This is a genomic window from Pseudomonas sp. BT76 TE3572 (assembly GCF_050435365.1).
In the GTDB taxonomy this organism is placed as follows: domain Bacteria; phylum Pseudomonadota; class Gammaproteobacteria; order Pseudomonadales; family Pseudomonadaceae; genus Aquipseudomonas; species Aquipseudomonas fluorescens_W.
Genome location: NZ_JBNDKE010000001.1, coordinates 5127678 through 5143477, shown reverse-complemented (window position 1 = coordinate 5143477; position 15800 = coordinate 5127678). Strand labels below are relative to the sequence as shown.

The 15800-nt window shown below is 58.6% G+C and carries 11 protein-coding genes and 1 tRNA gene; 9 read left to right on the top strand and 3 right to left on the bottom strand.

Translation table 11 applies throughout. The features are described from left to right. Positions 1 to 30: 30 nt before the first annotated feature. From ABH912_RS23280 to ABH912_RS23270, 3 genes are all read left to right on the top strand, one after another. A complete protein-coding gene (locus tag ABH912_RS23280) occupies positions 31 to 1302 on the top strand; it encodes a YeaH/YhbH family protein (protein WP_033056219.1) in 1272 nt (423 codons plus the stop codon). Beyond that, positions 1299 to 2861 (top strand): SpoVR family protein, encoded by a 1563-nt coding sequence (locus tag ABH912_RS23275; RefSeq protein WP_033056220.1) that lies wholly within the window; start codon positions 1299 to 1301, stop codon positions 2859 to 2861. The genes ABH912_RS23280 and ABH912_RS23275 overlap by 4 nt, the downstream gene beginning before the upstream one ends. A gap of 63 nt (positions 2862 to 2924) precedes the next feature. After that, complete coding sequence (locus ABH912_RS23270; protein ID WP_429511764.1) at positions 2925 to 4148, top strand: multifunctional CCA addition/repair protein; 1224 nt, start codon at positions 2925 to 2927, stop codon at positions 4146 to 4148. A gap of 88 nt (positions 4149 to 4236) precedes the next feature. Here ABH912_RS23270 and folK read toward each other — a convergent pair whose 3' ends face one another. Both folK and folB read right to left on the bottom strand, forming a co-directional pair. Continuing rightward, positions 4237 to 4755: a 2-amino-4-hydroxy-6-hydroxymethyldihydropteridine diphosphokinase gene (gene folK / locus ABH912_RS23265; RefSeq protein ID WP_429511763.1), complete on the bottom strand. Its 519-nt coding sequence runs from the start codon at positions 4753 to 4755 to the stop codon at positions 4237 to 4239. Further along, on the bottom strand, positions 4746 to 5102 hold the full coding sequence (gene folB / locus ABH912_RS23260) for a dihydroneopterin aldolase (protein WP_008008297.1): 357 nt from the start codon (positions 5100 to 5102) through the stop codon (positions 4746 to 4748). Before folB ends, folK begins: the two co-directional genes overlap by 10 nt. Positions 5103 to 5176: 74 nt before the next feature. Here folB and plsY point away from each other — a divergent pair, with 74 nt between their 5' ends. Then, on the top strand, positions 5177 to 5746 hold the full coding sequence (gene plsY / locus ABH912_RS23255) for a glycerol-3-phosphate 1-O-acyltransferase PlsY (RefSeq protein WP_008147193.1): 570 nt from the start codon (positions 5177 to 5179) through the stop codon (positions 5744 to 5746). A 35-nt stretch (positions 5747 to 5781) separates the two neighbouring features. Here plsY and tsaD read toward each other — a convergent pair whose 3' ends face one another. Beyond that, positions 5782 to 6807: a tRNA (adenosine(37)-N6)-threonylcarbamoyltransferase complex transferase subunit TsaD gene (gene tsaD, locus ABH912_RS23250; protein WP_027926719.1), complete on the bottom strand. Its 1026-nt coding sequence runs from the start codon at positions 6805 to 6807 to the stop codon at positions 5782 to 5784. Between the two features lie 199 nt (positions 6808 to 7006). Here tsaD and rpsU point away from each other — a divergent pair, with 199 nt between their 5' ends. From rpsU to ABH912_RS23225, 5 genes are all read left to right on the top strand, one after another. Then, the gene (rpsU, locus tag ABH912_RS23245; protein WP_002551877.1) at positions 7007 to 7222 is read left to right on the top strand and encodes a 30S ribosomal protein S21; all 216 of its coding nucleotides are present in this window, start codon (positions 7007 to 7009) and stop codon (positions 7220 to 7222) included. Positions 7223 to 7704: 482 nt separating this feature from the next. Further along, positions 7705 to 9672 carry a DNA primase gene (gene dnaG / locus ABH912_RS23240; protein ID WP_033056223.1) on the top strand — a complete coding sequence of 656 codons (1968 nt, stop codon included), beginning with the start codon at positions 7705 to 7707 and terminating at the stop codon, positions 9670 to 9672. 67 nt (positions 9673 to 9739) lie between these two features. After that, on the top strand, positions 9740 to 11590 hold the full coding sequence (gene rpoD / locus ABH912_RS23235) for an RNA polymerase sigma factor RpoD (protein WP_033056224.1): 1851 nt from the start codon (positions 9740 to 9742) through the stop codon (positions 11588 to 11590). Positions 11591 to 11711: 121 nt separating this feature from the next. Beyond that, positions 11712 to 15458 carry an EAL domain-containing protein gene (locus tag ABH912_RS23230; protein ID WP_429511762.1) on the top strand — a complete coding sequence of 1249 codons (3747 nt, stop codon included), beginning with the start codon at positions 11712 to 11714 and terminating at the stop codon, positions 15456 to 15458. 15 nt (positions 15459 to 15473) lie between these two features. After that, positions 15474 to 15550 (top strand) — tRNA-Ile (locus ABH912_RS23225). The last annotated feature ends 250 nt before the right edge of the window (positions 15551 to 15800 follow it).

Genomic DNA, 15800 nt, shown 5'->3' with positions numbered 1-15800 from the left:
CCCTTTCAGGACAGCTTCTAAGGAGCAGTCATGAGCTATGTGATCGACCGACGTCTCAATGGCAAGAACAAGAGCACGGTGAACCGTCAGCGGTTTCTGCGGCGTTACCGTGATCACATCAAAAAGGCTGTCGAAGAGGCGGTCAGCCGGCGCTCCATTACCGATATGGAACACGGCGAACAGATCAGCATCCCCGGTCGCGACATTGACGAGCCGGTGCTTCACCACGGTCGCGGTGGCAAGCAGACCGTCGTGCACCCGGGCAACAAGGAATTCACCAGCGGCGAGCACATTGCCCGCCCGCCCGGAGGTGGCGGTGGCAGAGGCCCCGGCAAGGCCGGCAACTCGGGCGAAGGGATGGACGAATTCGTCTTCCAGATCACCCAGGAGGAATTCCTCGAATTCATGTTCGAGGACCTTGAGCTGCCGAACCTGGTCAAGCGCAACCTGACCGGCACCGACACCTTCAAGACCGTTCGTGCCGGGATCAGTAACGAGGGCAATCCGTCGCGGATCAACATCATCCGCACCTTGCGCTCGGCCCATGCCCGGCGAATCGCCCTGTCTGGGAGCAGCCGGGCAAAATTACGCGAAGCCAAAGAAGAACTGCTGCGACTCAAACGTGATGAGCCAGACAACTTCGGTGATATTCAAGAAGTCGAAGCAGAAATCGAAAAACTCAGTGCGCGCATTCATCGCGTACCGTTCCTCGATACCTTCGACCTCAAGTACAACCTGCTCATCAAGCAACCCAACCCCAGTTCCAAGGCGGTGATGTTCTGCCTGATGGACGTGTCCGGCTCCATGACCCAAGCGACCAAGGACATCGCCAAGCGCTTCTTTATCCTGCTGTACCTGTTTCTCAAGCGTAACTACGACAAGATCGACGTCGTGTTCATCCGCCACCACACCAGTGCCCGGGAAGTGGATGAGGAAGAGTTTTTCTACTCCCGCGAAACCGGCGGCACCATCGTTTCCAGCGCCTTGAAACTGATGCAGGAGATCATGGCCGAACGCTATCCGAGCAATGAGTGGAACATCTACGCCGCCCAGGCCTCCGACGGCGATAACTGGAACGACGACTCGCCAATCTGCCGCGACATTCTGATCAATCAGATCATGCCGTTCGTGCAGTACTACACTTACGTTGAGATCACCCCCCGCGAACATCAGGCCCTGTGGTTCGAGTACGAACGCATCGCTGAAGCCTTCTCTGACACTTTTGCCCAGCAACAACTGGTCTCGGCCGGGGATATCTATCCGGTCTTCCGTGAACTCTTCCAGCGCAGGTTAGTGACATGACCGCCAAAGAGCAGAAGCGCCAACCCATTTCCACCGGCTCCGAATGGACGTTCGAGCTGATCCAGGCCTACGACAAGGAAATCAGCCGCCTGGCGGCTCGTTACGCACTCGATACTTACCCCAACCAGATCGAAGTGATCACCGCCGAGCAGATGATGGACGCCTACGCCTCCGTCGGCATGCCGCTGGGTTATCACCATTGGTCCTACGGCAAACACTTCCTCAGCACCGAGAAATCCTACACTCGTGGCCAGATGGGGCTCGCCTACGAAATCGTGATCAACTCGGACCCGTGCATCGCCTATTTGATGGAAGAAAACACCATCTGCATGCAGGCGTTGGTCGTCGCCCATGCCTGCTACGGGCATAACAGCTTTTTCAAAGGCAACTACCTGTTCCGCACCTGGACTGACGCCAGTTCAATCATTGATTACCTGGTTTTCGCCAAGCAATACATCATGCAGTGCGAAGAGCGCCACGGTATCGACGCGGTCGAGGACCTGCTGGATTCCTGCCACGCCCTGATGAACTACGGGGTCGATCGCTACAAACGTCCGTATCCGATTTCCGCCGAAGAAGAACGTCGCCGGCAAAAGGATCGGGAAGAGCATCTGCAGAAGCAGATCAACGATCTGTGGAGGACCATTCCAAAAGGTGCAGACAAGTACAGCGACAAGGACAACGCGCGCTTCCCCGCCGAACCTCAGGAAAACATCCTCTACTTCATCGAAAAACACGCACCGCTGCTGGAGCCATGGCAGCGGGAAATCGTGCGGATCGTGCGCAAGATCGCTCAGTATTTCTACCCGCAACGCCAGACTCAGGTGATGAACGAAGGCTGGGCCACGTTCTGGCATTACACCCTGATGAACGACCTGTATGACGAAGGCCTGGTGACCGACGGCTTCATGATGGAGTTTTTGACGTCCCACACCAGCGTGGTCTACCAACCCGGCTTCGACAGCCCCTACTACAACGGCATCAACCCCTACACCCTGGGTTTTGCCATGTACCGGGACATCCGCCGCATGTGCGAACACCCTACCGAAGAGGACTACCGCTGGTTCCCTGAGATTGCCGGTACCGACTGGCTGTCGAGCATCAAATTCGCCATGAGCAGCTTCAAGGATGAAAGCTTTATCCTGCAGTACCTGTCACCCCAGGTGATCCGTGACCTGAAGTTGTTCAGCATTCTTGATGATGACCAGAAGGACGATCTGCTGGTCCCGGCCATTCATGACGAAGGTGGCTACCGCATCATCCGTGAAACCCTGGCGGCGCAGTACAACCTCGGCAATCGTGAACCCAACGTGCAGATTTACAGCATCGACCGGCGTGGTGACCGCTCGTTGACCTTGCGTCACCAGCAACACGACCGTAAACCGCTGGGCGAGTCCACTGAGGAAGTGCTCAAACACCTGCACCGCCTCTGGGGCTTCGATATTCATCTGGAAACCCTGCAAGGGGATCAGGTGATGAAAGTCCATCATGTCCCACCCAGAGGTGAACACAGCGAGGGGGATTACGGCCGGCTGGACCTGGCTGTCATCCATCTTTGATCCTGTTTCTGCCTCCGGAGGTTCGACGCAAAGGTTATTCTGTCGGGCTAACGGAGGTTTTTTATGCAGATTTATAAAGTCGGCGGTGCGGTACGCGATCGCCTGCTGGGCAAGCCTGTCACCGACATCGACTGGGTTGTGGTTGGCGCCACCACTGAAGAAATGCTCGCCAAGGGTTTTCGGCCGGTAGGCGCGGATTTCCCGGTATTTCTTCACCCGAAAAGCGGTGAGGAATACGCCCTAGCCCGCACCGAGCGCAAAAGCGGACGCGGTTACGGCGGTTTTACCTTTCACGCCAGCCCCGAAGTCACCCTCGAAGAAGACCTGATCCGTCGCGACCTGACCATCAATGCCATGGCCGAAGACGATCAGCAGAACCTGACCGATCCTTACCACGGCCAGCGCGATCTCGAAGCGCGCCTGCTGCGTCACGTTTCCCCCGCGTTCGCCGAAGATCCGCTCAGGGTTCTGCGCGTTGCCCGCTTCGCTGCTCGTTATGCGGGGCTTGGTTTCACCGTCGCGCCAGAGACACTGGAACTGATGCGCCAACTTGGCGAATCAGGCGAACTGGAAGCCTTGACCGCCGAACGCAGCTGGAAGGAAATCTCCCGCGCTCTGATGGAAGATCAGCCACAGGTGTTCATCGAAGTGCTGCGCGAGTGTGGCGCTCTCAAGGTATTGATGCCGGAAGTCGATGCCCTGTTCGGCGTACCGCAACCGGAAGCCCACCACCCGGAAATCGACACGGGCGTGCACACCCTGAGCGTGCTGGAGCAAGCGGCGAAGCATAAACAACCACTCACCGTACGCTGGGCCTGCCTTCTGCACGACCTCGGCAAGGGACTAACGCCCGAGGAAGAATGGCCGCGACACATTGCCCATGAGCACAAGGGCTTGAAGCTGATCAAAGCAGTCAACGAACGCTTCAAGGCGCCGAAGGACTGCCAGGAGCTGGCTTTGCTGGTGGGCGAATATCACACCCACGGCCATCGCGCCCTGGAGCTGAAGCCGTCGACGTTGCTGGAGTTGCTGCAGCGTTTTGACGTTTACCGTCGGCCGCAGCGGTTCGAGGAATTTATCGCGGCGTGCGAAATGGACGCGCGCGGACGTAAAGGGCTGGAGCTGCGAAGTTATCCACAGGCGGATTATTTGCGGGGGGCGGCGAATGCGGCTCGCAGCGTTGCGGTTCAGCCGTTGCTGGAGAAGGGATTCAAAGGACCGGAGCTGGGTGAGGCGATCAAGCGCGAAAGGCTCAAGGCGTTGAAGGCCTACAAAGAAAAAGCCTAAGCAAGATCAAAAGATCGCAGCCTTCGGCAGCTCCTACAAGGATTGATGTGCGCCCTGTAGGAGCTGTCGAAGGCTGCGATCTTTTGCTTTACAGAAAATCTGAGGGCGTCAGCTGCTGCCCACGCCACTCAAACGCCACCGGCGCCAACACCTGATCAATCTGCGCCTCACGCCACAACGCCGCAAAGCTCTTGCCTACACCCGGATGCACGCGATCCGGCGCAATCAGCGACAACGGCCACAGCACGAAGGCATTTTTCAGAATTTCTGTCCGCGGCAGGATCAAGCCATCGAAGTTGCCGACCAGATCGCCGAACAGCAGCACGTCGATATCCAGCGGCAAACCCTTGCGATCCGGTGCATAACGACCATTGTCCGCCTCGATGAATTTCAGCCGGCGATCCAGCTCCATCAACGGCAAATCGGTATAAGCCGACACCACAAAATTGAAGAATGGCCCGCTCTTGATCCCCACCGGCTGGCTTTCGAACACCGCCGAGCAGCGTATATCCACCAGAAAACCTGCCAAGGATTCCAGGCCAGCCTGCAAATGGGATTCGCGCTCGATATTGCTACCGAGCCCGAGATACACCTGAGTCAGCGACATCCGCGCTCGATCTCCACGCCCACACCGCCCGTGGCAGCCGGGATGGCGCCTGGCTTGGTCAGCTTGAGGCGCATCCAGGTGATGTTGAATTCGCTCATCAGGACTTCAGCCAGACGCTCGGCGAAGGTCTCGACCAGCTGGAACTGCGCCTGCTCGGCAAAGGCCTGGATCCGCGACGACACACTGGCGTAATCGAGCGCCAGCGTCAGGTCATCACCGGCTGCGGCCGGGCGATTATCCCAGGCGAAGCTCAGATCAAGACGCAAGCACTGTCGGATGCCTCGCTCCCAGTCGTAGGCACCAATCACGGTGTCGACTTCCAGGCCCTCGATAAACACTCTGTCCAAGCACTTTTCTCCGCTGCACGACAAGGGCGCAATGCGCCGTTAGAATCAGGGCGTCCTCGCCCGGAATAGTTAGCATGTTTTGGTTACTGGCGACCCTCGCCTACCTGCTCGGCTCTCTGTCCTTCGCCATTTTGCTCAGCCGCCTGACCGGTAACCCCGATCCGCGAATGAGTGGCTCGGGCAATGCCGGCGCCACCAACATGTTGCGCCTGGCCGGCAAAAAACTCGCCGTCCTGACCTTGATCGGAGACCTCTTCAAAGGTCTGCTACCCGTACTGATCGCCGGTGTTGCGGGCCTTTCGCTTCAGGAACAGGCCTGGATCGGCGTCTGTGCCGTCATCGGCCACCTGTTCCCGTTGTACTTTCGCTTCCGCGGCGGCAAGGGTGTCGCCACCTCGGCCGGCATGCTGCTGGGGCTCTACCCGCCCGCCGCACTACTGGCGGTCTGCGCCTGGCTGCTGACGTTCTACCTGACTCGCACCAGCTCACTGGCGGCTTTGATCGCCACACCGCTGACCCTGCCGCTGCTGGCCTGGCAAGAACCGGCGGCATTGCTGCCCATGAGCGCACTCACGGGACTGATCGTCTGGCGCCATCGGGGCAATCTACGCGACCTGTTTGCCGGGCGCGAACGGCATTTTTAAATACCGGACGTGAGCGCGGCTCATCCCGCACACCATCACAGCGCCGACAGTTGCTCCATCGGCCAACGCGCCTGCACGCTGATCGCCAGGCTTTCATGCTGACCGGCCTGCAAACGCTGGCAGCCGGCAAAGGCAATCATCGCGCCGTTGTCGGTGCAGAATTCCGGACGAGCATAAAAAACATCGCCCTTCATGTCGCCGAGCATCTTCTCCAGGGAGGTACGCAGTGCCTTGTTGGCGCTGACGCCGCCAGCGATCACCAGACGCTTCATACCGGCCTGTTTCAGGGCACGCTTGCACTTGATGGTCAAAGTCTCCACCACGGCCTGCTGGAACGCCAGCGAGATGTCGCAACGGGCTTGCTCGCTGTCGTCCCCGGCGCTGACGCTCTGCTGCCAGGTGTTCAGGGCGAAGGTTTTCAAGCCACTGAAACTGAAAGCCAGTCCTGGACGGTCGCACATCGGGCGCGGGAAAGTGAAACGTCCTGCAACCCCTTGCTCCGCCAGTCGAGCGATTTCCGGGCCACCCGGATAATTGAGGCCCATCATCTTCGCGGTCTTGTCAAAAGCTTCACCAGCGGCATCGTCGAGGGTCTCGCCCAAGAGCGTGTATTGACCAATCCCGTCGACCTGAACCAGCTGCGTATGACCGCCCGACACCAACAAAGCGACGAACGGGAATTCCGGTGGTTGCGTCTCCAGCATGGGCGCCAGCAGGTGACCTTCCATGTGGTGCACGCCCAGCGCCGGAATACCCCAGGCGAAGGCCAGCGCCTGAGCGCAAGAGGCGCCCACCAGCAAGGCACCGACCAGGCCAGGACCCGCGGTATAAGCGATGGCGTCGATCTCGGTCGGCACACAGTCAGCTTCAGCCAACACCTGACGAATCAAGGGCAGCATGCGTTTGACGTGGTCACGCGAGGCCAGCTCCGGCACGACCCCGCCATAGGCGCGGTGCAGGTCGATCTGACTGAACAGCGCGTCGGCCAGCAGGCCGCGTTCACTGTCATATAATGCGACACCGGTTTCGTCGCAGGAGGTTTCTAATCCCAGTACTAGCATGGGTTTGCGCCTTGTTTAGGCTGAATTCGAAGGCGCGCATAATAGTCGCCATGGGATGCCCCGACTAGCGGTTTTCGATCAGAGGCTTTGCATTCCGAGCGATGAGGGGTTAACATCCGCAACCCTTAAAAACCGACGTCTTCAAGTGCTCTTTTGCCACGAGGATGTTGACCCCGGTAATGAATGAAGGTAGCTCTGGATGCCAGCCGTCAAAGTAAAAGAGAACGAACCCTTCGACGTAGCTCTGCGTCGTTTCAAGCGCTCCTGCGAAAAAGCCGGTGTACTGGCTGAAGTTCGTAGCCGCGAATTCTACGAGAAGCCTACTTCTGAGCGTAAGCGTAAAGCAGCAGCCGCTGTTAAGCGTCACGCCAAGAAAGTTCAGCGCGAACAGCGCCGCGCCGTTCGTCTGTACTAATACACAGACGTTCGTAGCAAGCTTCTGCCAAGCCCGGCCCTCAGCCGGGCTAATGGCATTTGCGGATAACGCTTGATGCTTCACCGTCAAAGCCGCACACGCGACCGAGACAAATCTGCTTCACAGCGTCAGACCTGGCTTTTTTGCCAGCGGTGCACGTCTTTTCTGACGAGCCTTCCAAGGCTACTGACGAGCACACCCACTGATTCCTCTCACGACGATCAGCCCAAGGCACCTTCTTGCGTGCCCGCTTATGAGCGATCCGAGGCCACCGACTGGCCGCAGCGGATTTCAGCGCAACACTTTCAAATAGTCGAATACTGATTGGTACTAACGTCAGTGGATTTTCGGCAGATACACTTCCCGACAGCGATTATGCAGACGACACCGGTCGAGCCGCACATTTTGCGCGCCTCAAACAACGACTCGTGCTCAGCCGCTCTTCGTTTCGGATTCATTGCAGCGCAGATGACGAGAACGCCATGGCCGGGCTAATTCCCCAGAGCTTCATTGACGACCTTCTGAACCGCACCGACATCGTCGATGTGGTCAGCTCGCGCCTGCAAATGAAAAAGGCCGGCAAGAATTACACCGCTTGCTGCCCGTTCCACAAAGAGAAAACCCCCTCCTTCAGCGTCAGCCCCGACAAGCAGTTCTATTATTGCTTTGGCTGCGGCGCTGGCGGCAATGCCCTCGGCTTCATGATGGACCACGACAACCTGGATTTCGTCCAGGCTGTCGAAGAACTAGCCAAAGCCGCCGGCATGGAAATCCCCCGCGAAGAAAGCGGACGGCCGCACAAGCCGCGACAGCCGACCGATTCGCCGCTCTACCCGCTGCTCACCGCCGCCGCCGACTTTTACCGCCAGGCACTGAAAAGCCATCCATCGCGAAAAGCAGCGGTGGATTACTTGAAAGGTCGCGGACTGACCGGCGAAATCGCCCGAGACTTCGGCCTCGGCTTTGCCCCGCCTGGCTGGGACAATCTGTTCAAGCACTTGAGCAGCGACACCCTGCAACAGAAAGCCATGATCGATGCCGGCCTGCTGATCGAGAACGCCGAAACCGGCAAACGCTATGACCGCTTCCGCGATCGCGTGATGTTCCCGATCCGCGACAGCCGCGGGCGAATCATCGCCTTCGGCGGCCGGGTATTGGGCGACGACAAGCCGAAATACCTGAACTCCCCGGAAACCCCGGTATTCCATAAGGGCCAGGAACTCTATGGCCTTTATGAAGCACGCAAGAACAACCGCAACCTCGACGAAATCATCGTCGTCGAAGGCTACATGGATGTTATCGCCCTCGCCCAGCAAGGCCTGCGCAATGCTGTCGCGACCCTGGGCACCGCCACCAGCGAAGAGCACTTGAAGCGCCTGTTTCGCGTCGTGCCCAACGTGCTGTTCTGTTTCGACGGCGACCAGGCAGGTCGAAATGCTGCCTGGCGGGCATTGGAGGCAGCGCTGCCGAGCCTGCAGGACGGGCGGCGTGCACGCTTTCTGTTCCTCCCCGAAGGCGAAGACCCTGACACGCTGGTTCGCTCTGAAGGAACCGATGCGTTCCGCGCACGAATCAATCAGCATGCGCAGCCACTGGCCGATTATTTTTTCCAGCAACTGACCGAAGAATCAGACCCGCGCTCGCTCGAAGGCAAGGCCCACATGGCCACCCTCGCAGCACCGCTGATCGACAAGGTCCCCGGGGCGAACCTGCGCATCCTGATGCGTCAGCGCCTGACCGAAATCACCGGACTTAGCGGTGAAGCCGTGAGCCAACTGGTACAAAGCGCCCCCCAGGAAGCGCCGCCGGCGTACGACCCGGGCATCGATTACGACGCCATGCCGGATTACAGCGACTACCATCAGCCGCAGGCACAAGAGATGTATGCGCCGCAGCAGGAATGGACGCCGAAAAAACCCGGCGCCGGCGGCAAGAAATGGGACAAAAAACCGTGGGACAAAAACGGCAAACGCGGTGGTGATCACGATCAACCCCGCGCGCCACGTGTGCCGGCCGCTGTAGAGCCACCGACCCTGGCCGCCTTGCGCACGCTATTGCATCACCCGCAATTGGCCGAGAAAGTCGAGGATGCCGGGCACTTTGCTGCCGAGGATCACACCAACACGCAATTACTGGTGGCCCTTCTCGAAGCCGTACAGAAGAATCCCAAGCTAAACTCATTTCAGTTGATTGCACGCTGGCACGGTACGGAGCAAGGACGTTTGCTCAAGGCGCTGGCGGAAAAGGAATGGCTGATTGACGGAGATAACCTTGAACAACAGTTTTTCGACACCATTACTAGCTTGTCAGCTCGCCAACGCGAGCGAAACCTGGAACAACTTCTCAGGAAAGCACGTCAAAGCGAACTGAGTGCCGAAGAGAAAAATCAACTGCGCGACCTATTAAGTCGCAATGTTTCCGCAACAAGCCCGACCTCAACTGGCGCGTGAGGTCATAGCTCAGGTATAATCCTCGGCTTGTTTTTTGCCCGCCAAGACCTTCAGTGGATAGGGTGTTATGTCCGGAAAAGCGCAACAGCAGTCTCGTATCAAAGAGTTGATCACACTTGGTCGTGAGCAGGGTTACCTGACTTACGCGGAGGTCAACGACCACCTGCCGGAGGATATTTCAGATCCGGAACAGGTGGAAGACATCATCCGCATGATCAATGACATGGGGATCAACGTATTCGAGGTTGCGCCAGATAAGGATTCCCTTATGCTGGCCGACGCCGATACCGACGAAGCCGCGGCCGAAGAGGCAGCAGCAGCGTTGGCAGCGGTCGAGACCGACATTGGTCGCACCACCGACCCAGTGCGCATGTACATGCGTGAAATGGGCACGGTAGAGCTCCTCACACGTGAAGGCGAAATTGAAATCGCCAAGCGTATTGAAGAGGGCATCCGCGAAGTGATGGGCGCAATTGCGCACTTCCCTGGCACGGTTGACCACATTCTGTCCGAATACACTCGCGTCACCACCGAAGGTGGCCGCCTGTCCGACGTCCTGAGCGGTTATATCGACCCGGACGACGGCATTGCGCCGCCTGCTGCAGAAGTGCCGCCGCCTGTCGACCCGAAAGCCGTGAAAGCGGACGACGACACCGACGACGACGACGCTGAAGCCAGCACCGACGACGAAGAAGAAGCCGAAAGCGGTCCGGATCCGGTCATCGCAGCTCAGCGCTTTGGCGCTGTCTCCGATCAGATGGAAATCACCCGCAAGGCGCTGAAAAAGCACGGTCGTGGCAACAAGCTGGCAATTGCCGAGCTGGTGCTTCTGGCTGAGCTGTTCATGCCGATCAAACTGGTTCCGAAGCAATTCGAAGGCCTGGTCGAGCGTGTTCGCAGTGCCCTGGATCGTCTGCGTCAGCAAGAGCGCGCGATCATGCAACTTTGCGTTCGTGATGCCCGCATGCCGCGTGCCGACTTCCTGCGCCAGTTCCCGGGCAACGAAGTCGACGAAAGCTGGTCCGACGCACTGGCCAAAGGCAAAAGCAAATACGCTGAAGCCATTGGTCGCCTGCAACCGGACATCATTCGTTGCCAGCAGAAGCTGACGGCGCTGCAAACCGAAACCGGTTTGACGATCGCCGAGATCAAGGACATCAACCGTCGCATGTCGATCGGTGAGGCCAAGGCCCGCCGCGCGAAGAAAGAGATGGTAGAAGCGAACTTGCGTCTGGTGATCTCCATCGCCAAGAAGTACACCAACCGTGGCCTGCAATTCCTCGATCTGATCCAGGAAGGCAACATCGGTTTGATGAAAGCGGTAGACAAGTTCGAATACCGCCGCGGCTACAAATTCTCGACTTATGCCACCTGGTGGATCCGTCAGGCGATCACTCGCTCGATCGCCGACCAGGCCCGCACCATCCGTATTCCGGTGCACATGATCGAGACGATCAACAAGCTCAACCGCATTTCCCGCCAGATGTTGCAGGAAATGGGTCGCGAACCGACCCCGGAAGAGCTGGGCGAACGCATGGAAATGCCTGAGGACAAGATCCGCAAGGTATTGAAGATCGCTAAAGAGCCGATCTCCATGGAAACCCCGATCGGTGATGACGAAGACTCCCATTTGGGTGACTTCATCGAAGACTCGACCATGCAGTCGCCAATCGATGTCGCCACTGTTGAGAGCCTTAAAGAAGCGACTCGCGAAGTTCTGTCCGGCCTCACTGCCCGTGAAGCCAAGGTTCTGCGCATGCGCTTCGGTATCGACATGAATACCGACCACACCCTCGAGGAGGTTGGTAAGCAGTTCGACGTGACCCGTGAACGGATTCGTCAGATCGAAGCCAAGGCGCTGCGCAAGCTGCGCCACCCGACGAGAAGCGAGCATTTGCGCTCCTTCCTCGACGAGTAACAACAAACCCCCGGCCCAGGCCGGGGGTTTTGTTTTTATACAGATTAAATCCCCCGCTCCTCCCCCCCTCCGAATTGCCCGTCTACACTCGAAACATTCCCCGAGCCATAACGAGACCGTTATGCCCAGACTGCCGACCGTGCTTTTTTTGCTGTCGCTATTGACCTGGACCGCAACGGCTGGCGCGCTGACTCTGACCGACGAAGAACGTGGCTGGCTGGCGTCTCACCCGGACTTGCGCCTGGGTGTCGATGCGTCATGGCCACCCTTCGAGTTTCGCGACGATCACGGCCGCTACCAGGGCCTTGCGGCGGACTATATCGACCGGATCCGTCAACGCCTGGCCATCAAGCTCACGCCCATCGAGCCCGTCAGCTGGACCGTCGTTCTGGAGCAGGCCAAACAAGCCAAGCTGGACCTGTTGCCCGGCATCATGTCGACCCCGGAGCGCCAGACTTACCTCTCTTTCACCCGCCCCTATCTGGACTTTCCGATTGTCATCCTTGCCCATGTCGGAGGTCCCCAGCCACGTAAACTCGAAGACCTGTACGGGCTGAAAGTCGCCGTGGTGGAAAACTACGCCCCCCACGAGCTGTTACGCACCCACAATCCCGACCTCAACCTGGTGGCGCTGCCTAACGTCAGCTCAGCGCTGCAGGCGCTGGCTACCGATGAAGTGGATGCGGTGGTCGGCGATCTCGCCTCCAGCGTCTGGAGCCTGCGCCAGCTCAAGCTCGACGGGCTCTATGTCAGCGGTGAAACCCCCTATCGCTATCAATTGGCGATGGGCGTGCCCCGGGACAACAAGATACTGGTCGGTATTCTGGATAAAGTCCTGGCGGACATGACCCCAAGCGAAATCAATGAGATTCAGGAGCATTGGGTCGGCAACGTCCTCGATCATCGAACATTCTGGAACGATCTGCTGGTTTACGGTCTGCCGGGATTGCTGCTGCTGATCATCGTGCTGGCGATGGTAATCCGGATCAACCGCCGGCTGAGTTCAGAAATTTCCCGCCGGGTCGACCTGGAGCAAGAACTGCGCAGCAGCGAATACCATTACCGCGGGCTGGTGGAGAGCCTTTCGGCCATCGCCTGGGAAGCGCGGATCAGCGATTTCACCTACAGCTATGTGTCCCCCCATGCCGAGGATTTGCTCGGTTACCCCTTGTCTCATTGGCTGATTCCGGGCTTCTGGCGCAACATTATCCACCCGGCCGACCTGACCCGCGCCCAGACCTTCTGCGATCACGAAGTGTTGGCCGGGCGCGATCACAGCCTCGATTACCGGGTCATCACCGCTGATGGCCGCTGCATTTGGGTGCGCGATATCGTCAGCCTGATCGAGCACGGCCATGAACCGGTGATGCGCGGACTGATGATCGACATCAGCGAAGCCAAGCGCACCGAAGAGGCGTTACGCCTGTCGGAACAGAAGTTCGCCTCGGTGTTCCAGCAATGCCCGGACATACTCGTCATCGCGCGACTCTCCGACGGCTGCCTGCTGGAGGTCAACGAAGCCTTCGAAGAACAGATCGGCCTCAAGGCCGAAGACGTCATCGGCCAGACGGCAACCGACCTAAACATCTGGGGCATCCCCGGCGTCGGGCCGGGCTTGTTGCAACGGTTGCAGGCCGGCAGCATCCGTAACCTGGAGATGCCCTTTCGCCGCAACAATGGCCAAGTGTTTACCGGCCTGATCTCCGCTGAACCGTTCGACCTCGATACAACCCCTGCGCTGGTAGTGGTCGTGCGGGACATCAGCCAGCTCAAGGAAACCCAGAAACAGCTGCAAACCTCCGAAGAGAAATTCGCCAAGGCCTTCCATGCCTCACCCGACGGCTTGCTTTTGTCACGGCAAAGCGACGGTTTACTGATTGAGGTCAATGAGGGTTTCAGTCGCATTACCGGTTTCAACAGCGCGATGTCCGTGGATCGCTCCGCCCTCGAGCTGGGGATCTGGGTCAATCTCAACGAACGCAAACAGATGCTCGATCTACTGCACCGGGACGGTTTCGTCCGCGACTTCAGTTGCCATATACGCCGCAACGACGGACAGATCCGCCTCTGCGAGGTGTCCAGCCGTCCGCTACCGATCGGCGATGAAGATTGCATGCTGACCATCGCCCGGGACATTACCGAGCGACACCTGATGCAGGAGAAACTGCAACAGGCGGCCACGGTGTTCGAGAGCACTGCCGAAGGTGTATTGATCACCGACACTCAACAGCACATCAGCGCGGTCAACCGTGCGTTTACCGAAATCACCGGCTACAGCGAGAGCGAAGCATTGGGACACACCCCTCGCCTGCTCGCCTCGGGCCTGCACGACAGCGCGTTTTATGCCGCCATGTGGCATCAACTGACCGCCGAAGGTCATTGGCAGGGCGAAATTTCCAACCGGCGCAAGAATGGCGAGCTCTATCCGAGCTGGCTGACCATCAGTGCGGTGCGCAACCGGGACAAATTCGTCACCCATTTTGTCGCAGTGTTCGCGGACATTTCCAGCCTCAAACACGCCCAGGCCAAGCTCGATTACCAGGCACACCACGACCCGCTGACCGGGCTGCCAAATCGCACGTTGTTCGAGAGCCGATTGCTGACTGCGCTCAACAACCAACAGGAAAACGGCGGCCAGGGCGCGGTGCTGTTCCTGGACCTGGACCGTTTCAAACACATCAACGACAGCCTGGGTCACCCGGTCGGCGACCTGCTGCTCAAGGGCATTGCCGTGCGCCTCAAGGAGCAGTTGCGCGACATCGACACCGTGGCGCGCCTCGGCGGCGACGAATTCATCATCCTGCTGCCCGGGTTGCAGCAATCCAGTGACGCCGACAACATCGCGACCAAATTGCTCAATTGCTTTAGCGCACCGTTCCAGGCTGGCGAACATGAGTTTTTTATCAGCGCCAGTATCGGCACCAGCCTGTATCCCAAGGATGGCTGCGACGTCGCCACGCTGGTCAAGAACGCCGATGCGGCGATGTACCGCTCCAAGGCCAAGGGTCGCAACCGGGTCGAAAGCTACACCCGCGACCTCACCGCTCAAGCCAGCGAGCGAGTGGCACTGGAACATGAACTGCGACGCGCTATCGAGCGCAACGAGCTGCACCTCCATTACCAGCCGAAGATCAGCCTGGTCGACCATCGCCTGGTCGGCGCAGAAGCGCTCATTCGCTGGCGCCACCCGACCTTCGGCGATGTGCCGCCGGAGCACTTCATCCCGCTGGCCGAAGAAAACGGCATGATCCTGCAAATCGGCGATTGGGTTCTCGAAACCGCCTGCCGGCAGATGTTCGAGTGGAATCAGGTTTACGAACCCGTCGGCCCGCTGTCGGTCAACCTCGCGGGCGCTCAATTGCGCCAGCCGAACCTGCTCGGTCGGATCGAACAATTGCTCAAGGACAACCGCCTCAAACCCGGTTTCCTGCAACTGGAAATTACTGAAAACTTCATCATGAGCCAGGCTGAAGAGGCGCTGGCAGTGCTGCATCAACTCAAACACTTGGGTGTGCAACTGGCGATCGACGACTTCGGCACCGGTTACTCGTCCCTGAGTTACCTCAAACGCCTGCCACTGGACATTCTCAAGATCGACCAGTCTTTCGTCCGCGGCCTGCCGGATGATCCCCACGATGCAGCCATCGTTCGCGCCATCATCGCCTTGGGCCGCAGCATGCAATTCACCATCATCGCCGAGGGTGTCGAAACCCTCGCGCAGCAGCATTTCCTCGCTGCCGAAGGCTGTGAACAGATCCAGGGCTACATCGTCAGCCTGCCCTTGTCACCGGAAGAGTTTGCCGCGACGTTTCTTCGTATAGCCATTTCAGACTTTTCGGATAGCACAGCCGAGAAACCGTCGCTATAATCCGCGGCCTACTGAGGGCCTATAGCTCAGTTGGTTAGAGCAGAGGACTCATAATCCTTTGGTCCACGGTTCAAGTCCGTGTGGGCCCACCAAACAAGAAAGCCGCGCAATGCGCGGCTTTTTCGTACCTGATGTTTAATTCAGTTTGCCTCGTGTGTCGCAAAGTCGGATGACGCCCGAAGACCTTGTAGGCAAACTCCGAAAATTGCATTTGGGCGCTTTGCTGCCATGTTGCGCTTTTCTTCGACGGGATACTCTCCGGACGTCGCTGACCATTCAGCGATCGGGCTTGGAAACCCGTCGAGCGAATCGCAACAACGCGCCCAACATAACCGCAGACGT